The organism is Sphingobium sp. Ant17 (genome assembly GCF_000588875.1).
Lineage (GTDB): Bacteria > Pseudomonadota > Alphaproteobacteria > Sphingomonadales > Sphingomonadaceae > Sphingobium.
Window position 1 is genome coordinate 18,173 of record NZ_JEMV01000029.1, and the last position, 17,786, is coordinate 35,958.

The following is a 17,786-nucleotide window of genomic DNA, read 5'->3' on the forward strand; positions in this document are numbered from 1 at the left end:
GGATGCTTATCTCCGGTAGGCGGCGGGCGACGCGATCAAAGCCCCGATGGCGGTATAGAGTGGATAGGCAAGTGCGATGGCGAGACCGCCCGCAATGGCGGTGCCGATGTCGATGGCGGACAGGGTCGGCGCAGGCCACAGGCGCGGCGCGAGCAGGAACGCCAGCACGAGATTGCGCGCGACCAGCGGCCAGCCGATCGAATGGCGCAGTTGCGACCGCCCGCACCCGCAATCGATATGGCTGCGCCCCCGCGTGATGTTGATCGCCATCGCCAGCGCGAACAGAGCGAGCAAGGCCATGGCGAGCACGACGGGGAGGGAGGTGAAGCCCAGGACCAGCGCACACCCGATCAGCAGTTCCGCAACCGGCAGCAGCAGCGCGGCGGGTGCGACCAAAGCCGGGGGCAGCAGCCGATAATTGGCGATCACGCCCGGTAGCATCGCGCGGTGCCGCAGCTTTTCAACGCCGGACAGCAGCAGGATCAGGCCAATGCCGATCGACGCCGCAAGGCCGATGATCGCGAGGCCCAGTTCCATGGTCAGGATGGGTCCGCGACCGTGATGGTGCTGCCACCGGCCCGTTCGATCTTATGCTTTTCTTCCCCGGTCGCAAGGTCGATGACGATGGCGCTGGCCTCCTCGCCATTCATGAACAGCAGCGGCTGGTCGGTCTGCGACACCTCGATATTGTTCATCGGCTCCTTGAGCGCGCGGCGCTTGACGACCTTTTGCGTGGCGAGATCGACCTCCCACACTTCGGTGCCCGATGCCTTGTGCGTCCAATATTCCCCCATATGCATCAGCACGAACAAATGGCCCGACGGCCGATGCAGCGCCATCGGCTGCCTTCCACCCGGATACCAGTTGAGTTCCAGCGGCTTGGTTTCGCCGGGGCGAATGCCCGCTGCCGCCTGGATCGAAAAGGGCGCAGCAATGGTCGGGGTCGCGCCCAGCTTCGCCTGGAAGATCTGGCCGGTATAAGTGAGGAAGGTCGTTTCCTTCTTGCGCTTGTCATAGGTGAAATTGTCGAAGATCGGATCGTCCGTGGCCGAAAAGAACGGCGCGCTATGGGTGATATCCGCCTTGGTCCCCTTGATCGCCACCGTGGCGAGCGACCCGTCCGAACAGAGCGCGGAAAAGCCGACGCCGGGATTGGGCATCAGGCTGGCGCAACCCGGCAGTTCGATCGCCGTCACGAATTTGCGCTTTGCCAGGTCGACGATATTGACCCCGGAGGCAGGGCTGAAATCATAGATATAGGCCGTCTTGCCATCGTCGCTGATGATGAAATTATTCTTGCGCGAGCCGATCAGGATGCGGCCGGGCAGGGGGATTTCGGTGACGAGGTTCAGCGTCTGGCTGTCATAGACCGACACCATATCCTGCCGCGTGCCGCGATCCCCCTTCGACCAGATGGTTTCGGAGACATAATAATATTTGCCGAATGGATCGATCGCGAAGTCGGCCAGGCGTCGGGTTTCGACCATGCCCTTCATCTTGCCGGTTTCCCCGTCGAAGATGCTCGTGCCTGCCATGTCCCATCCGCCATCGACGAAGAACCAGGTCGGCTTGGGCGGCGGGATGGTCATCACGTCGGACGTTTCCGCTTCCGGCACGGCGTCGGTCTCGGCGGCGGGCGCTGCCTGTGCGGCGGTCGCGAACAGCGTCCAACATAGCGCGGTGGCAGCGAATATTGCCCTGGTGGCGGTCCTCGACATCTGGCCTGATCCCCCTGTGTGCGGCGAGCGGACCTGCGGACTCATGCTGTCCAAGCCCCCCAGCGCTGGATCAAAGTCTGGACAGATGTCCGGGATCGGTCAAGCGCTTAACGGGGTCATTGGCGAATTTATTTCTGCACCGCAACAAAGCGCGCGCACCACCGAGATCACGCCGGTTCGGCGACCAATCCTGCAATATCGCGCGATGTCACCGTCTTGGCGAGGTGTATGAATGACGTAGCGGCAAGCGCGGTGAAAGCAGGCATCTTGCCCGCCCAGGGCTTATTATGCCCCAGGAACGGCGTCGATCCTTCCATCGACGCGCTGATGAACAGGGCCACGCTATGCACGTCGTCGGGGGACAGAGCGGGATTGAGTTGGGCGACATATTCGCCGATCGCGCCATGTACGCGCTGATAAAAGGCGCGGACGCGATCGGCGACGAATTCGCTATGATTGGCCAGCGCCCATAATTCGGTGAACAAATGGGTGGTACGCTTGGTCTGAATATCGTCGAGGCACAGGAGGATGATTCGTTTTAGCCGCTCTTCGGCGGTCAGGCCTGGCTTGCGCACTGTCTGGTCGAGTGCCGCGCCATAGGAGTCGACCAGATCGTCGAGCATGACCTGGATCAGCATTTCCTTGCGCGGGAAATGATAGCTGACATTGCCGACCTTCATGTCGCACCGGGCGGCGATCCGGCGCAAGGTGAAGGCGTCTGCCCCCTCGTCGATCAGCACGTCGAGCGCGGCCTTGAGGATTTGATCGACCGTTTCTGTGCCACGGACATAGATGCCGGGCCGGGGGGGAGCGAGTATCATATCTGTGTCTGCCTTCCCCCGTCTTACCATCGCTTTGAAAACGCCGCCACCTTTTGCCGCCATGCCGACGCAAATGGCTGAAAGATGCTGGAAAAAACAGTGCCTTTAGAGGCAGGGACGGAACCGTCGCCGCTCGCATCGGTTCGCAAAGATCAGATGATTGAGAAGACCAACGGATCGCCCAGATTATGAATGATAGCGCTGCCACGACGGACTGCGGACAGGACATGCACTTCCTGTCGGGCGGCGGGATGACGGGCGCGCTTGTCCGCGCAACTGACTGGTCGGCGACGCCGCTCGGCGCGCCCCAAAGCTGGCCCCAGCCTTTGAAGACGCTGGTCGCGCTCATGCTGTCGGCCGATCAACCGATGTTCATCGGCTGGGGCGATGATCATATTCTGCTCTACAATGATCGCTATGCGCCGATGCTGGCCGACCGGCATCCGGCTGCGCTTGGACGCCCCTTTCTCGACGTTTGGCCTGAGATTCGCAGCAACATTGCGCCGCTCTTCGCCAAGGTGTCAGCGGGTGAACCCGTTCATATGGACGATATCGAACTCATGCTCGATCGTCCGGGTCGGCCAAGGGAAGCGCATTTCGCCTTTTCCTACACGCCGGTGCGCGATGCGGCCGGCGCGGTCATCGGCTTGTTCTGCGCCTGCGTTGAAACGACCGAACAGATTTTGGCGGAACGCGCCCGGCGCGAAGCCGAAGCATCGGAGCGCAACCGGCTATGGGTACTGTCCGAAGATATGCTGGCCCGCGCCGATTTCGCAGGGCGCATGGCGGCTGTCAATCCAGCCTGGACCCGTGTGCTGGGCTGGCCCGAGGCGCATCTGCTGGCTACGCCCTATGTCGATTTCATGCATCCCGATGATGTGGGCGTGACGCTCGACGCCATCGAGGCCATGAATAAGACGGGCCATCCAACGCGCTTTCAAAACCGGATCGCGACCATGGAGGGGGCCTGGACGCCGATCGGCTGGACCGTATCGCCCGAACCAGACGGTATGAATTTTATTGCGATCGGCCGTGACCTGAGCGACGACAAGCGCGCGAAAACGAACTGCTGCAAACGCAGGAGGCCTTGCGTCAGTCGCAAAAGCTGGAATCCATGGGCCAGTTGACGGGTGGCGTCGCCCACGACTTCAATAATCTGCTCACGCCGATCATCGGGTCGCTCGACCTTTTGATGCGCCGGGGCCTTGGCAATGATCGGGAACGGCGCCTGATCGACGGCGCGCTGCAGTCGGCCGAGCGCGCCAAGACGCTGGTACAGCGGCTGCTGGCCTTTGCTAGGCGGCAACCGCTGCAGCCAAGGGCGGTTGCGCTTGATGATCTGGTCGAAGGTATGGCCGGGCTGGTGAGCAGCACGATCGGCCCGAAAATCTATCTGCGGATCGCCATCGCCGACAGTCTGCCGCCTGCCAAAGCCGATGCGAACCAGTTGGAGATGGCGATCCTGAACCTTAGCGTGAACGCCCGCGATGCCATGCCTGCTGGCGGCGATCTGACGATTTCGGCGAGCTGTACCAGCGTGCGGGGCCAACATCCCGCCGGTCTGCGTCTGGGCCATTATATCCGGCTGTCGGTTGCGGACACAGGCGTCGGCATGGACGAAGCAACGCAGGCGCGGGCGATCGAACCCTTCTTCTCGACCAAGGGCATAGGCAAGGGCACCGGCCTTGGCCTGTCCATGGCGCATGGCCTGGCGGCGCAACTGGGTGGCGGGCTGACCATCAGGAGTGCGCTCGGCAAGGGGACCACGGTCGATCTGTGGTTGCCGATCAGCCCGGATATGGTCGGGGACGACGACAAGGTGCTGATGCTGCCCCGTGCGCCGATGGCGCGCGGCACGGCGTTGCTGGTCGATGACGAGGATCTGGTGCGGATGAGCACTGCGACATGCTGAATGATCTGGGTTATGACGTGGTCGAAGCCGGATCGGCCGAAGAAGCCTTGCAACTGATCGAAGGCGGCGTGGTGCCCGCCATATTGGTGACCGACCATCTGATGCCGGGCATGAATGGGGAGGAACTGGCGCGCAGCCTACGGACCCGCCTACCCGAAATACCCGTGCTGATCGTGTCGGGCTATGCCGAGGCGGAGGGGATCGCGCCCGATCTGCCGCGCCTCACCAAACCATTCCGCAACGCGGAACTGGCCGACCGGCTCGAACGCATTCACCCACTGCAACCCTGATCGTTAAACCTGCATCTTATGGGATTATTTCCCCGCTGCATTTTCGCTGTGGTAGGGGTGCAGGCGCGTAGAGTGATCGGGGAATGTAATTGGTTCAAGAGATACCCAAGGCGCATGAATGGCAACCCGAACAGTTGCGTCGTGCCAATATTGCCGCCGGGGTCGCTCTGTGGGCCTGGAATGTCGACACCGACGCCTTCACGATGGACGATCTGGGCTTCAATTTATGGGGGGTACCGCAGGGCGAAAAGGTGACGTTCGAAAAGCTGTCGGCGCGCATCCATCCTGCAGACCGGGACCGGGTCCGCTCCGCCTTCAACGCGACACGCGCGATTCTTGGCTCCTATGAGATAGATTTCCGCATATTGATTGGCGACGAAGTGCGGTGGATCGCCGCGCGCGGGCAGGGGGAGGATGACGGCATCGTCGGGCGGACGATGTTCGGCATCTTCCTGGACGTGACCGGCCGCAAGCAGGCCGAAGAGGGGCATGAACTGCTGGCTGGCGAAATGAGCCACCGGGTCAAGAATCTTCTCGCCATAGCGTCCGGCCTGACCGCCATTTCGTCGCGCGCCGCCGCCAGCACGGAGGATATGGCGCGCGAACTGACCGAGCGGTTGACAGCGCTCGGCCGTGCCCATGATCTGGTGCGGCCGCTACCCAATGGACAGGGGGATGCCGCACTGCTGGGCGATCTTCTGTCCGTCCTGCTGGCCCCCTATGATGATATGGGCGCGTTCAAGGGCCGCATCCGGGTGGCCGTCGAGCGGATGGGCGTCGGCGAAAATGCCGCGACGGGACTGGCCCTCGTTCTTCACGAACTGGCCACCAATTCGATGAAATATGGGGCCTTGTCCTCTCAGTCCGGCACGCTGGACGTTTCCAGCATGAACGAAGGCGAGGATGTCATCCTGACCTGGCTGGAACATGGCGGACCCGAAGTGCGTGAGCCGGATGGCGAAGGCGGCTTTGGCAGCAAATTGGTCCAGCGCAGCGTGAGCGGAAATTTGGGCGGCACCATCGATTATGAATGGCCGCAATCCGGCCTGATCGTCACCCTGCGCGTCAATCGGGCGCGGCTAACGACCTGACGGATTATAATCCCAATGCGTCGGTGTCCGCGCTGGCGGCGGCCAGGTCGGCATGGGCGATCAACTGGCGATAGGCCGCATCCAGTTTGCGTAATGCCGCGTCGGCGGCCGCTTCCTCGCGGATATTGACCAGGAAAAAGTCGCTCGCGCCCATTTCGAACCGGCGGCGTTCGGCCTGCGCCATGTCCTGCGCACGCGCCTGTTCATCGCCCGCCAGCACCAATAGCCGCTCGGTCGCATCGACGGCGACGCCGATCGTGTCGATTTCCGCGATGATCTGTTCTCTCAGCCCCTGGCCGCGCAGCATCGCCGCCTCGATTTCCGCCTGGGTCTGGAGGATGCGGCCCTGCGCCGCGCGCCGCTGGAGCGGCACGGTGAAGGTCAGTCCTATACGCGTATCCGTGCCGTCGCGCGACCGACCACCTTCGCCGATCGGCCCGATGTCGCGCGACGCTTCGGCGTTGAGGTCGAGGCGCGGCAGCAGCGCATTCTGGTCCAGCGCAAGCCGATCGCGCGCCACCTGCATCCGCACGTCGATCGTGCGCAGGTCCGGCCGCATCGACAGCGCCGATTTGGGATCCACCGGCAGGGGCAGGGGTTCGGGCAGGTCGGACGGCAGTTGCGCAGGCGACGGTATGACGGGTCGCCCATCGACGTCGCGCCAATAGAGGGACAGGTTGTTGGCGGCAATCGCGAGCGCTTGTTCCGCCTGCACCACCAATGTCTGCCGCCGCAGGATATTCTGCTGGTTTTCGGTCAGGATGATGCGCGGACGCAGCCCCAGCGTGACCTGTCGGTCCAGACCCTTTTGCCGATCCTGCGCCAGCGCCAGCAGGTTGCGCACGATGTCCAGCCGCTCGCCCGCGACAACCCATTGATTATAGGCGTCCAGCGCCCGCCGCTGCACGCCGATCGCAATGAACAGACGATCGGCATCGGCCAGCGCGATGTCGGCTTCAGCCTGCGTCCGGTTGAACCGCCGATCGTCGATGGCCCGGTCGCGCAGCAGCGCCAGCACGACGCCTGCCTTTATCTCGCCGAACTGGTTGGTGTAGCTTTTGTCCTCATAAATGGGGAAGCGTCCGTCGGATATGCGATAGCCACCATAGACATTGCCACCCCATTGTTCGAGCGGTTGCGTCAGCTTCGATTCGGCATAGCGGCTATCATAATAGCCGGTCAGGCGGGTGTCGGCGGCGGCCGAGAAGACCGTGTCGAATGCGCCTTCGGCCGACAGGCGCTTGCCCTGCGCGCCGCGCACACGCGCCAGCGCTTCGAGCACCTGCGGCGCGTGCTGCCGCGAGGACGCCAGCACATCCTCCAAGCGCAGCGGGCCGGACTGCGGCGCGACGACGGCGCGCGTGGGCAACGGTGCGATATCCTGCGCGAAGGCAGGCGCAGCCGACGCCATCAGCACGACAAGGGCGAACAGACGCTTACTTGGCATTGGCATTGGCATTGGCGTCGGTCGCATTCGTCGCCGAAGCGTCAGGCACATTGCCGGGCCGCTGGAACTGCAGCGGGAAGTCGTTGAGCTGACGCCACAGTTCAAAGCCGATACTGACGGTATCCATCAATACCCAGCCGCGCACCTTGGCACCCAAGCGGACATAGGGTTCCTGCGGCCATGGCGGCCGGTCCGCAGCGGGTTCGATGATCACGCGGAACAGGCCATTGGCTGATGCCGACACGTCGATGGCGCGCACCTTGCCATCGAACATGCCCTGCGCGACGGAGGGCCAACCGCTGAACTGGATGGCGGGCCAGCCTTCAAATTCCAGCCGAACCCGACGGCCAAGGTGGATCAGCGGCACGTCGCGGCCATCGACATAGAGTTCGACGACACGCTGGGACTCTTCGGGGGCAAAGGTAGCGACGATGTCGCCGGCGCTGACCATGGTCGCATTATCGCCGCCCTGGATCCGCAAAACGCGCCCGTCGCGCGGCGCGCGGATCGTCTGCACCGACTGGCGATTGAGGCTGACGTCCACGCGGGTGAGGTCCGCTTTGGCCTGTGCGACCTTCGCGGCATAGTCGCTGACCTTGATCTGCGCGAGTTCATAGTCGCGCCGGGGCGCCAGTCCTTCGCGATACAGGGTTTCCATGCGCGCGACATCCAGTTGCGCGACGCGCATCGCTTGCTGGGCCGCAACGATTTCGACATCGGCCTGCGCCCGTTCCGCGCGCAGGCGGTCGAGCAGATTGGGATCATTGTCGCTGATCCGCGCGATCGGATCGCCGCGCTTCACCAAACTGCCGTCGGTGACATACCATTGTTCGATCCGGCCGGGCACGAGCGCGGTGATATTCTGCACCCGGTCGCGCGGATCGAGCGCGATGACGGCACCGGTTCCCGGCGCGGTCTGCACCCAGGGCACGAAGATCATGAATAGGATGCAGCCAACAATCGTAACCATCAGCATCCACGCCAGCACGCGGGTCACGCGCGGCGGGCGGATGCTTGCCAGGGTTTTGAAGTGGGAGAGGTGATTAGCGCGAAACGGCATCGCCAGCCTCCTTGCCAGCGCCATTGCGCAGCGCATCCAAACTGTCTCGGTCGCCGACCAGCCGTTGTTCCTTGCGGCCCAGCCACAGCCAGCCGTCCAGCGTGATGTCGTGCGGGCGGCTGGAGAAATAGAGAATGGTCACCGGTTTGCCTTTCAGCATGGCGAAGGCAGCTTCGAGATGATCGACCGGCACCATGTCGTAAAGGGCGGACAAGACGAGGATACGTGGCTGGGCGAGCAGGGCGCTCGCCAGCTTCAACTGCATGATTTCGACCAGCGCCAAAGGCCAGCCCGTCGAGGAAAGGCGCGTATCCATGCCATCGGGGAGAGACGCGATCCGTGTGTCGAGGCCCACCGCGCGCAGCGCATCCATAATGCCTGCGGAGTCGTCCTGAGCCCGCGAGAGGGAGAGATAATCGCGGATCGAACTTTCCACGATCGTCGGACGATTAAGGACGATCACGTCGCTGCGAAGTTGATACATATCGAGCGAGGTTATGTCCGCGCCACCCAAGGTGATGATGCCACTGGTCGGCCTGATATGCCGTTTCAACAGCGTTGCCAGCAGGCGGTCCATATCGGGATCGGCCGCACCGATCAGGCGGCTGCCACCGGGAATGACGATGTCGATTTCCGCCTCGTCCCGGCCGATCGGCGCGCGGACGGAATGCAGCACGAGCGCGCCATGGGCTGGCCTCGCCGCACCCGGCTTGAGTTCGGGCACCTGTTCCTGCGGAATGGCAAGGATCAACGAGAGTTCCTCGACCCCGGCGACAAGGTCGTAAAAGCCATCAAGATACGGCCCCAACTGCGCGGCTCCATAGAAGATGCTCGACAGGATCAGTTCGGCCGCGACCAACTGGCCGATCGACAATTGCCCCTGAATGACCAGCCAGCCACCCAAAGCCAGCAGTCCGGCACTGGCCGCCGCATAGAGGATCAGCAGCGCGACGCTCTGCGGAAAGGCATAGCGGAAATGCGCCTTATGCTCTTTCACATAGGCTGCGGTCGCCTCCTCCGATCGGTCCATGGCGAAATGGAGATGGCGGCTCGATTTATAATAGCCGTTCGATCCGCCCACGCTTTCGAGCCAATGGGCGGCCTCATATTTCCGATAGCTAAGCGCCACGGACGTCCGCATCGCGCCGCGATACCATAAGCGCCAGATCAGCCAGACCGCAAAGATGAAGCCGACGTTGAACGCCAGGAAGAAGGGTGATAGAATGCCGTCACCACAAAACCGACACTCGCCTGGAGGAGGATGGAGAATCCGCCGATCAGCAGGGACGGGATCGCTTTTTGGACCGTCATCAATTCGAAAAAGCGATTGAACAGGTCGCCGCGTCGTTCGTCCTGGAAAAAGGGATTTTGCGCATAGACCGCGCGCAACGTGATGTCCGCTACCAGCCGGGCGAAAAACCGGCGACGGAACATTTCCATCAGATGCATGCGCAGGGCACCGAGCATCGCTGATATCATCAGCAATCCGAACAGGATCGCCGCGAGCGTGAACAAGGGAGCGGGCAGCGCCGTATTCGCGACCGAATTGATCAGCATCTGCACCGATATCGGCGTTGCCAGCGACAACAGGCCAATGCCGACGCCATAAACGAGCGTCAGTCTGATGAAGGCTTTGTCAGGACCGATGATCGGTCCTGCCCAAGCGAAGAAGTCGCGCAATCGCACATCGACCGGAGCCGCCATATTCGAATGTCCCACCGCGTAACGCTGTTATCCAAAAGTCCGATGACGCCGAACGGCTCCGCACACTGACTGCGAGCACAATAAAACCATCCATGGCGATACCGTGGATGGCTGTGCTCCGCTCCTAATGACGATTCGTATCTTTGTCATCCTGCCTCGTCGTGGTGGGAGGATGCGATCCGGCCCACCACGCTGAGCGCTTGGCAACTAACTAGCGGGGCTCCGTCTCGGATCAAATCGCTAGTTGCGAAAATTACGATGGAATGATCCTGCCGAAACATCGGTTTACTATACAGCAATAGTCCTCGCTGTCAGAACGGCACTTCTTCGCCCTGAAAATCGAACAGATTTCCACTGTCGGGCACCTTCAACCCTTCGATAACGTCCAGCAATTGCAATGCGGCGCGCTCTGGATCGGAGAGCTGGCCTTTGGGAACATTGCCCTGGAACGGGCGCGACGATGCGGTGTCGACCGTACCGGGGTGCAAGGTGACGACGATTGCGCGATCATTGCGGCGGCGCTCCTCGATCGCAAGGTTGCGCACCAGCATGTTGAGCGCGGCTTTCGATGCGCGATAGCCGTGCCACCCGCCGAGGCGATTATCGCTGATCGATCCCACCCGCGCCGACAGGGCGGCAAAAACGGTGCGCCCGACCTTCGGCATGATCGGCAGGAAATGTTTCGCCACGATCGTCGGGCCGATGGCGTTGACGGCATAAAGCTGCGCCAGCCAGTCCGGGTCGAGATCGGACAGCGCCTTTTCGGGCTGCTGGTCGCCCCGATGGAGCAGGCCGGTCGCGACGATGACGAGGCTGGGCGCAGGGCCTTGGGCGACATGCGCGGCCGCCGCCGCGATGCTGGCCTCATCGCCCAGGTCCAGATGATAGTCGCCATGCCGGGATCGCGCGAACCCATGCACGACATCGAACAGGCCTTCATCGATCAGCGCGGCTTCCAGCGCGCCGCCGATGCCGCCCGACGCGCCGATGATGACGGCTGCGCTTTTGCCGCCCCCGCTCATGACCGGGTAAAGCGCCAGCGATCGGCGTCGCTCTCATCGGCGTCGAAGCGATAGCCGTCGCTGTCGAAGCCGCGCATCGCATCTACGTCCGTGACATGATGTTCGCACAACCAGCGCGCCATCATGCCGCGCGCCCGCTTCGCATTGAAACTGATGAACCGGGGGCCATTGGGACCGGGTTCGCGAAAATCGACCTCGATCACCCGCACACCCGGCAGCTTGTCCTTCACCGCCGCAAAATATTCCTGGCTGGCAAGGTTGAGGATGACGCCCGATCCTTCCTCGGCAAGCTGGGTCAGCAGCAATTGCGCGATACGATCGCCCCACCAGTCGGTCAGCGATTTGTGACGCGGTGCCCAGCGCGTGCCCATTTCCAGCCGATAGGGCCGGATCGCGTCGAGCGGGCGCAGCAGGCCATAGAGACCCGACAACAGGCGCAGATGATCCTGCGCGAAGGCAACACCCACCTCATCCAGCGTGTCCACGTCAAAGCCGGTATAGACGTCGCCCGCAAAGGCGAACAGCGCCGGTCGTTCCGGCAGATCGGCGAAGTCGCGGAAACGGTCGGCATTGAGTTTGGCGAGGCGCGGGGAGATATGCATCAGTTCCGACAGCCGCTTTTGCGTCAGATTGGCGGCCGACCGCGCGAGGCTTTGCGCTTCCTCGGCAAAATGCGGCATTGACGCCTCGATCGGCGGGAGCGCGCGCTCGAAATCGAGCGTCTTGGCGGGGGAGAGAAGGGCGATCATCGTTGGCGGCGGTAGCGTCCGCTGCCGCATGCGTCAAACCACTGCGCGCCCGTCTTGCGCAAAGCAGGCCGTTCTCTGGACCTTTGCGCTTCGCCACACTATATACCGATCGGTATGGAACAGGTTGCAACCACGTCTCGCGGTCGCCCGCGTGAATTTGACCCGGCGCAGGCCTTGGCCGCCGCGCTGCAGGTCTTCTGGCGGCGCGGCTATGAAGGGGCGTCGATCTCGGAACTGACCGAGGCGATGGGGATCACCCGTCCCAGCCTCTATGCCTGTTTCGGCAATAAGGAAGGCCTGTTCCGGCAAGCGCTCGACCTCTATGAGACCGAGAAGCTCTGCTATGTGAAGACGGCGCTGGAAGCCCCTACGGCGCGCGGCGTGGCCGAGCGGCTGCTGCGCGGTTCGCTCGCCATGCAATGTAGCGATACCGAGCCGCAGGGCTGCCTGGGTGTCATCAGCACGGTCGCCGGCGTAACCGAAGCGGACTGCATCCGCGATGAAGTCCTCAAGCGTCGCGCTTCGTCGAACGCCGCCTTGCTCGCGCGTTTCGTGCAAGCCAAGGAAGAAGGCGACCTGCCAGATGGCGTCGAGCCGGATGCATTATCCTGTTATCTTTCAACCTTGATGCAGGGCATGGCGGTTCAGGCTTCCGGCGGCGCATCGCGCGAAACGCTGGAAAGGCTGGTGCAAACCACCCTTGCCATGTGGCCGGGCCGGTAAGGCATCCATCCCCGACAGCCTGTTTCATTCACCCGTGATAAATAATTACCGATCGGTATGTTATTCCGATTGACGCGGCGCAACATGCCATTATATACCGCTAAGTATGAAATGAACCACTGAGCCGACAGGCTTCAGGGAGGGAATTATGCGCTGTCCCATCATCAGAGGCGGTCCCTGACCGACTTATAGCGGTAGCCCAATAGGGCACCGTACCCCCACCGATAATCCAATTCAAAAGCCCCACGCGCATGCGTGTGGGTTTCAGCCCTTGCTCATCTGCCGGACGCTCGATTGGCGTCCGGTCGGTGCGATCGGCTGCGCTCTTTTCATCACTGGTGCCGTCCAGGGAGGACGTAACACATGGCTTTTATAGATTTCGCCCAGCCCATGGCTGGAGCGCCCCTATCCGCATGCCTGTCGAATACGGACACGGCCGAACCAGCCGCGCTCGACCCGCTGGAATGGCAGGTCGTGGCACTGGCCCAATCCGACCGGCTCTCCACCCTGCGCCTGCCCGGCAGCTGGGACAAATGGAGCGCCCTCATTTTCGGCCCGCGCCCAAGCCCCGTGCTGGCCAGCGAACGGCTGGAGGCGCTGCGTCGCCTGTCGGTCGAGGCCTGGCATCGCGGCTATGCCGTCACCCCTTCCGCCCTTGCCGATGCGCAGGAGGCCGGTTTCACCGCCGACCAGCTCGAACTGCTGCTCGCCACCATCAGCGCGGGCCGCAGCGCCCGTGGACGAAAGGTTCGCCCATGAACATGCTCGCCCCCATCCATGCCGACACGGCCAGCGACGTTTCGCCGCCCAAGTAGCGGCGCCTGTCCCGGCGCAGCGGCGCGATGGCCACGATCGCGCTGGTTCTCGTCGCCGGTGCAGCCTGGAAATGGCTGGACCAACCCGACGCGCAGGCCGCCGCCACGCCGATCGCCACCGTCGGTATCTCTGCGCCGCTCGCGCGCGAAGTGACGCAGTGGGACGAATATGTCGGCCGCTTCGCTCCCAGCCAGACAGTCGAAATACGGCCGCGCGTGGCGGGCGCCGTCACGGCGATTCACTTCCGCGACGGGGATATCGTGCGCAAGGGCCAGTTGCTCTTCACGATCGACCAACGTCCGTTCCGCGCCGCGCTGGCCGAAGCGCAAGCCAATGTAGCCGCCGCCCGTAGCACCTTGGCGCTCGCCCGTTCGGACTATGCCCGTGTCCAGCGGCTGACCGGCGACGAAGCGATTTCCGCGAGCGAAGTCGACGCCCTGCGCGCCCGTCTTCAGTCCGCACAGGCCGCACTGGCCGCTGCTGAGGCGCGCGCCCGCCAGCGTTCGCTCGACATGGAATTTACCCAGGTCCGCGCCCCGATCGGCGGCCGCGTGTCCGACCGGCGCATCGACATCGGCAATCTGGTGGCCGGTGGCGACGGCGCCAGCGCGACTTTGCTGACGACGATCAATGCGCTCGATCCGATCTACTTCACCTTCGACGCATCCGAGGCGCTGTTCCTCAAGGCACAGCGTGACCGGGCGGATGGCGATGGCGCGACCGCCGTCGAAGTCCGCCTGCAGGATGAAACCGACTATAAGTGGAAGGGGAAGTTGGACTTCACCGACAACGGCCTCGACCCGCGTTCGGGCACGATCCGGGTCCGCGCGACCTTTGCCAATCCGGGCATGTTCCTCGCCCCCGGCCTGTTCGGCAATATGCGGCTTGCCAGCGGCGGCACGACCCGTGCCTTGCTGGTGCCCGACGCGGCAATCCAGTCCGATCAGGCGCGCAAGACCGTGATGGTCGTGGGCAAGGATGACAGCGTCGCCGTAAAGCCGGTCGAACTCGGCCCTGTGGTGGATGGCCTGCGGATCATCCGGTCCGGCCTGACGCCGCAGGACCGCGTCATCGTCGGCAATGTCCAGGCGGCGATGCCCGGCACCAAGGTCGCGGTACGCGCCGCACCCATCAAGCCGCAGCCGACGCCAGTGACGCCCGTCGATCCGGCCGCCGCACCCGCGGCTGCCCAGGCGACCTTTGCGCGCTAAACCCATTTCCCAAGGATAACGCCCATGCGTTTCTCCCGCTTCTTCATCGACCGGCCGATCTTTGCGGCCGTGATCGCCGTGATCATCACGGTGGTCGGCGCGCTGGCCTTCATCGGGCTGCCCGTCGCTCAATATCCCGACATCGTGCCGCCGACCGTCACGGTCAGCGCGCAATATCCCGGCGCATCGGCCGAAACGGTGGCCCAGACCATCGCCGCGCCGATCGAACAGGAAATCAACGGCGTCGACGACATGCTCTATGTCAGCAGCCAGTCGACCGGTGACGGCAAAGTCACGATCACCGTTACCTTCAAGATCGGCACCGATCTGGATGCCGCGCAGGTGCTGGTGCAGAACCGCGTTGCGGTCGCTGTCCCGCGCCTGCCCGAAGAGGTGCAGCGCTTAGGCGTCGTCACGCGCAAAACATCGCCCGACTTCCTGATGGTCGTCAATCTCCAGTCGCCCGACGGATCGCTCGACCGCAATTACCTCTCCAACTACGCCCTGACGCAGGTGCGGGATCGCCTCGCGCGGCTCGACGGCGTGGGCGACGTGCAATTGTTCGGCGCGCGCGACTATGCGATGCGCGTGTGGATCGATCCCGGTCGCGCCGCCGCGCTCAACCTGACGGCGGGCGAGATCGTCGCCGCCCTGCGCGCGCAAAATGTGCAGGTGTCGGCGGGGGCCATCGGCCAGCCGCCCTATGACAGCGGCGAAGCCTTTCAGCTGGGCGTCGAAATGCAGGGCCGCCTGAGCGAGCCGCAGCAATTTGCCGACATCGTCATCCGCACGGATGCCGATGGCCATCAGGTCCGCGTCGCCGACGTCGCCCGTGTCGAATTGGGCGCGCAGGATTATGGCATCAACACCTATTTGTCCGGCAAGCCGACGGTCGTCATCGCGGTCATGCAGCGCCCCGGCTCCAACGCGCTCGACGCGGCGGAGAAGGTCAAGGCGGAAATGGACAGTCTGTCCCAGCGCTTTCCCAAGGGGCTGGAATATAGCGTCATCTACAATCCGACCGAATTTATCAGCCAGTCGATCGACGCGGTGTATGATACGCTGTTCGAGGCGGTGATCCTGGTCGTCCTCGTCATCCTCATCTTCCTCCAGAATTGGCGCGCGGCGGTCATCCCGATCATCGCCATCCCGGTCTCGCTGATCGGCACCGCGACGATGCTGGCGGCAGTCGGCTATTCGCTCAACAATCTCTCGCTCTTTGGCCTTGTCCTGGCGATCGGCATCGTCGTCGATGACGCCATCGTTGTGGTCGAAAATGTCGAACGCAATATTGAGGAAGGCATGTCTCCGCTGGAGGCGGCACGCTTCTCGATGGACGAAGTGGCGGGCGCGCTGGTCGCGATCGTTCTGGTGCTGTGCGCGGTGTTCGTGCCGACGCTGTTCATCACCGGAATCTCTGGCGCTTTCTACCAGCAGTTCGCCGTCACCATCTCGACCGCGACGGTGATTTCGCTGCTGCTTTCGCTCACCCTCTCGCCCGCCGCCGCAGCCCTGTTGCTCAAGCCCAAACATGGGCATGACGCACCAGCAGCGGACGCCCCGCGCTGGAAGCGGTGGCCGCAAAAGGCCGCCGACGCCTTCAATCGCGGCTTTGAACGGATGAGCGACCGCTATGCCAGCCTCACCCGCTTCCTGGTCGCCCGGCCCAAGAAGATGCTGCTCACCTATGCAGGCCTGATCGCGGCGACCATCGCGCTCTTTTGGGTCACCCCCAGCGGCTTCATCCCCGCGCAGGATCAGGCTATTTCCTGGCCGTGGTCCAGCTTCCGCCCGGCGCGTCGCTCGAGCGCACCGACAAGGTGACGCGCGAGGTCGCGGAGAAAATCCTGCCGATCAAGGGGTTGCGCGGCGCGGTGATGTTCGCTGGCTTCCATGGTCCATCGCAGACCGCCGCGCCCAATTCCGCGGCGATCTACTTCCCCTTCACCAGCTTTGCCGAACGCAAGGAAGTGGGCGCCACCTATGCCGGGATCATGGAGCAGGCCGGAAAGGCGATCGGCGACTATGACAAGGCGCGCATCATTCTCGTGCCGCCGCCCGTCATCCAGGGCATCGGCTCGGCCGGTGGCTATCGCACGATGATCGAGGATCGCGAGGGGCGCGGCTATGACGCGCTGAACAAGGTCGCGACCGACTATATCGGCAAGGCCAATACGACCCCCGGCCTCGCCCAAGTCTATACCCTGTTCGACGTCGCCACCCCGCGCATCTTCGCCGATGTGGACCGGCGCAAGGCCGACTTGCTGGGCGTGCCGCCGGAACGGGTATTCGAAGCGATGCAGGTTTATCTGGGTTCTGCCTTCGTCAACGACTTCAACTTGCTGGGCCGCACCTATCGCGTCACGGCACAGGCGGATCAGGCGTTTCGCGGATCGACGGCAGACATCGCCAATCTCAAGACCCGGTCCAATTCGGGTGCCATGGTGCCGCTCGGTTCCCTGTCCACCTTCCAGGATAAGACCGGCCCCTATCGCGTCGTCCGCTATAATCTGCTGCCTGCGGTAGAGGTCGATGGCGATACCGCGCCGGGCTATTCCTCCGGCCAGTCGCTGAGCACCATCGAAAAGCTGGGTGAAACGGCGCTCCCCGCCGGCTATGCGCAGGAATGGACGGGCATCGCCTATCAGCAGGCGACGGCGGGCAATACGGCGGGCCTGGTGTTCGGGATGGCGGTCTTCTTCGTCTTCCTGGTGCTGGCCGCGCAATATGAAAGCCTGACGCTGCCATTGGCGATCATCCTGATTGTGCCGATGTGCCTGTTGGCCGCGATGCTGGGCGTCAACCTGCGGGGGATGGACAATAATATCCTGACCCAAATCGGCCTGGTCGTGCTGATCGCGCTGGCTGCCAAGAACGCTATTCTGGTGGTCGAGTTCGCGAAGCAGGCCGAGGAACAGCAGGGCCTCTCGCCCGTCGAGGCGGCGGTGCAGGCCGCGCGCACCCGGCTGCGGCCGATCCTGATGACCAGCTTCGCCTTCATCCTGGGCGCAGTGCCGCTGGTGATCGCGCAAGGGGCCGGTGCCGAGCTTCGCCAGGCCTTGGGCACGGCGGTCTTCTTCGGCATGGCCGGGGTCACGGCCTTCGGTCTGCTCTTCACCCCCACTTTCTATGTCGTCTGCCGCGCGCTTGGCGACCGCTTCACCCGTCGCGGGCGGAACGGCCAAGCTCCCGCGCTGCAACCGGCCGAATAGGATATCCTAC

14 protein-coding genes and 2 pseudogenes are annotated in these 17,786 nt (G+C 63.4%); 7 read left to right on the forward strand and 9 right to left on the reverse strand.

The genetic code is table 11. The features are described from left to right. Positions 1-6: 6 nt before the first annotated feature. The 3 genes from BF95_RS13880 to BF95_RS13890 all read right to left on the reverse strand — a co-directional run bounded on the left by BF95_RS13880 (position 7) and on the right by BF95_RS13890 (position 2,539). Entirely contained in the window at positions 7-537 is a 531-nt protein-coding gene (locus tag BF95_RS13880; RefSeq protein WP_043152007.1) for a MauE/DoxX family redox-associated membrane protein, read from the reverse strand. A gap of 2 nt (positions 538-539) precedes the next feature. Further along, a complete protein-coding gene (locus tag BF95_RS13885; protein ID WP_043152009.1) occupies positions 540-1,718 on the reverse strand; it encodes an amine dehydrogenase large subunit in 1,179 nt (392 codons plus the stop codon). A 167-nt stretch (positions 1,719-1,885) separates the two neighbouring features. After that, positions 1,886-2,539 carry a TetR/AcrR family transcriptional regulator gene (locus BF95_RS13890; RefSeq protein WP_043152029.1) on the reverse strand — a complete coding sequence of 218 codons (654 nt, stop codon included), beginning with the start codon at positions 2,537-2,539 and terminating at the stop codon, positions 1,886-1,888. 425 nt (positions 2,540-2,964) lie between these two features. Between BF95_RS13890 and BF95_RS31075 the strand changes: the two genes are divergently transcribed. From BF95_RS31075 to BF95_RS13900, 3 genes and pseudogenes are all read left to right on the forward strand, one after another. Beyond that, positions 2,965-3,666 (forward strand): PAS domain-containing protein, encoded by a 702-nt coding sequence (locus tag BF95_RS31075; protein ID WP_443018368.1) that lies wholly within the window; start codon positions 2,965-2,967, stop codon positions 3,664-3,666. Next, positions 3,579-4,741 (forward strand): annotated as a pseudogene (locus BF95_RS31080) (ATP-binding protein); the annotation flags it as partial. The gene BF95_RS31075 and the pseudogene BF95_RS31080, both read left to right, overlap by 88 nt. An 89-nt stretch (positions 4,742-4,830) precedes the next feature. Continuing rightward, on the forward strand, positions 4,831-5,832 hold the full coding sequence (locus BF95_RS13900) for a sensor histidine kinase (RefSeq protein WP_235209753.1): 1,002 nt from the start codon (positions 4,831-4,833) through the stop codon (positions 5,830-5,832). 4 nt (positions 5,833-5,836) lie between these two features. On the opposite strand, the gene BF95_RS13905 is transcribed toward BF95_RS13900, so the two are convergent. From BF95_RS13905 to yaaA, 6 genes are all read right to left on the reverse strand, one after another. Beyond that, positions 5,837-7,279 carry a TolC family protein gene (locus tag BF95_RS13905; protein WP_152542729.1) on the reverse strand — a complete coding sequence of 481 codons (1,443 nt, stop codon included), beginning with the start codon at positions 7,277-7,279 and terminating at the stop codon, positions 5,837-5,839. Next, positions 7,269-8,339: an efflux RND transporter periplasmic adaptor subunit gene (locus tag BF95_RS13910; protein ID WP_043152032.1), complete on the reverse strand. Its 1,071-nt coding sequence runs from the start codon at positions 8,337-8,339 to the stop codon at positions 7,269-7,271. The genes BF95_RS13905 and BF95_RS13910 overlap by 11 nt, the downstream gene beginning before the upstream one ends. Then, positions 8,323-9,468 carry an ABC transporter ATP-binding protein gene (locus tag BF95_RS13915; protein ID WP_235209754.1) on the reverse strand — a complete coding sequence of 382 codons (1,146 nt, stop codon included), beginning with the start codon at positions 9,466-9,468 and terminating at the stop codon, positions 8,323-8,325. The genes BF95_RS13910 and BF95_RS13915 overlap by 17 nt, the downstream gene beginning before the upstream one ends. A gap of 38 nt (positions 9,469-9,506) precedes the next feature. Next, on the reverse strand, positions 9,507-10,043 hold the full coding sequence (locus BF95_RS29260; protein WP_235209755.1) for a hypothetical protein: 537 nt from the start codon (positions 10,041-10,043) through the stop codon (positions 9,507-9,509). 311 nt (positions 10,044-10,354) lie between these two features. Continuing rightward, positions 10,355-11,065, reverse strand: coding sequence for an SDR family NAD(P)-dependent oxidoreductase (locus BF95_RS13920; protein WP_043152010.1), 711 nt, complete (start codon positions 11,063-11,065; stop codon positions 10,355-10,357). Next, entirely contained in the window at positions 11,062-11,814 is a 753-nt protein-coding gene (gene yaaA / locus BF95_RS13925) for a peroxide stress protein YaaA (RefSeq protein WP_043152012.1), read from the reverse strand. Before yaaA ends, BF95_RS13920 begins: the two co-directional genes overlap by 4 nt. A gap of 114 nt (positions 11,815-11,928) precedes the next feature. On the opposite strand from yaaA, the gene BF95_RS13930 reads away from it, so the two are divergent. The 4 genes and pseudogenes from BF95_RS13930 to BF95_RS13945 all read left to right on the forward strand — a co-directional run bounded on the left by BF95_RS13930 (position 11,929) and on the right by BF95_RS13945 (position 17,776). Beyond that, positions 11,929-12,537, forward strand: coding sequence for a TetR/AcrR family transcriptional regulator (locus BF95_RS13930; protein ID WP_051520024.1), 609 nt, complete (start codon positions 11,929-11,931; stop codon positions 12,535-12,537). 363 nt (positions 12,538-12,900) lie between these two features. Then, positions 12,901-13,296 (forward strand): hypothetical protein, encoded by a 396-nt coding sequence (locus tag BF95_RS13935; RefSeq protein WP_043152013.1) that lies wholly within the window; start codon positions 12,901-12,903, stop codon positions 13,294-13,296. 83 nt (positions 13,297-13,379) lie between these two features. Beyond that, complete coding sequence (locus BF95_RS13940) at positions 13,380-14,564, forward strand: efflux RND transporter periplasmic adaptor subunit (RefSeq protein WP_081764161.1); 1,185 nt, start codon at positions 13,380-13,382, stop codon at positions 14,562-14,564. Positions 14,565-14,588: 24 nt separating this feature from the next. Then, positions 14,589-17,776, forward strand: a pseudogene (locus tag BF95_RS13945) (efflux RND transporter permease subunit). Positions 17,777-17,786: the final 10 nt, after the last annotated feature.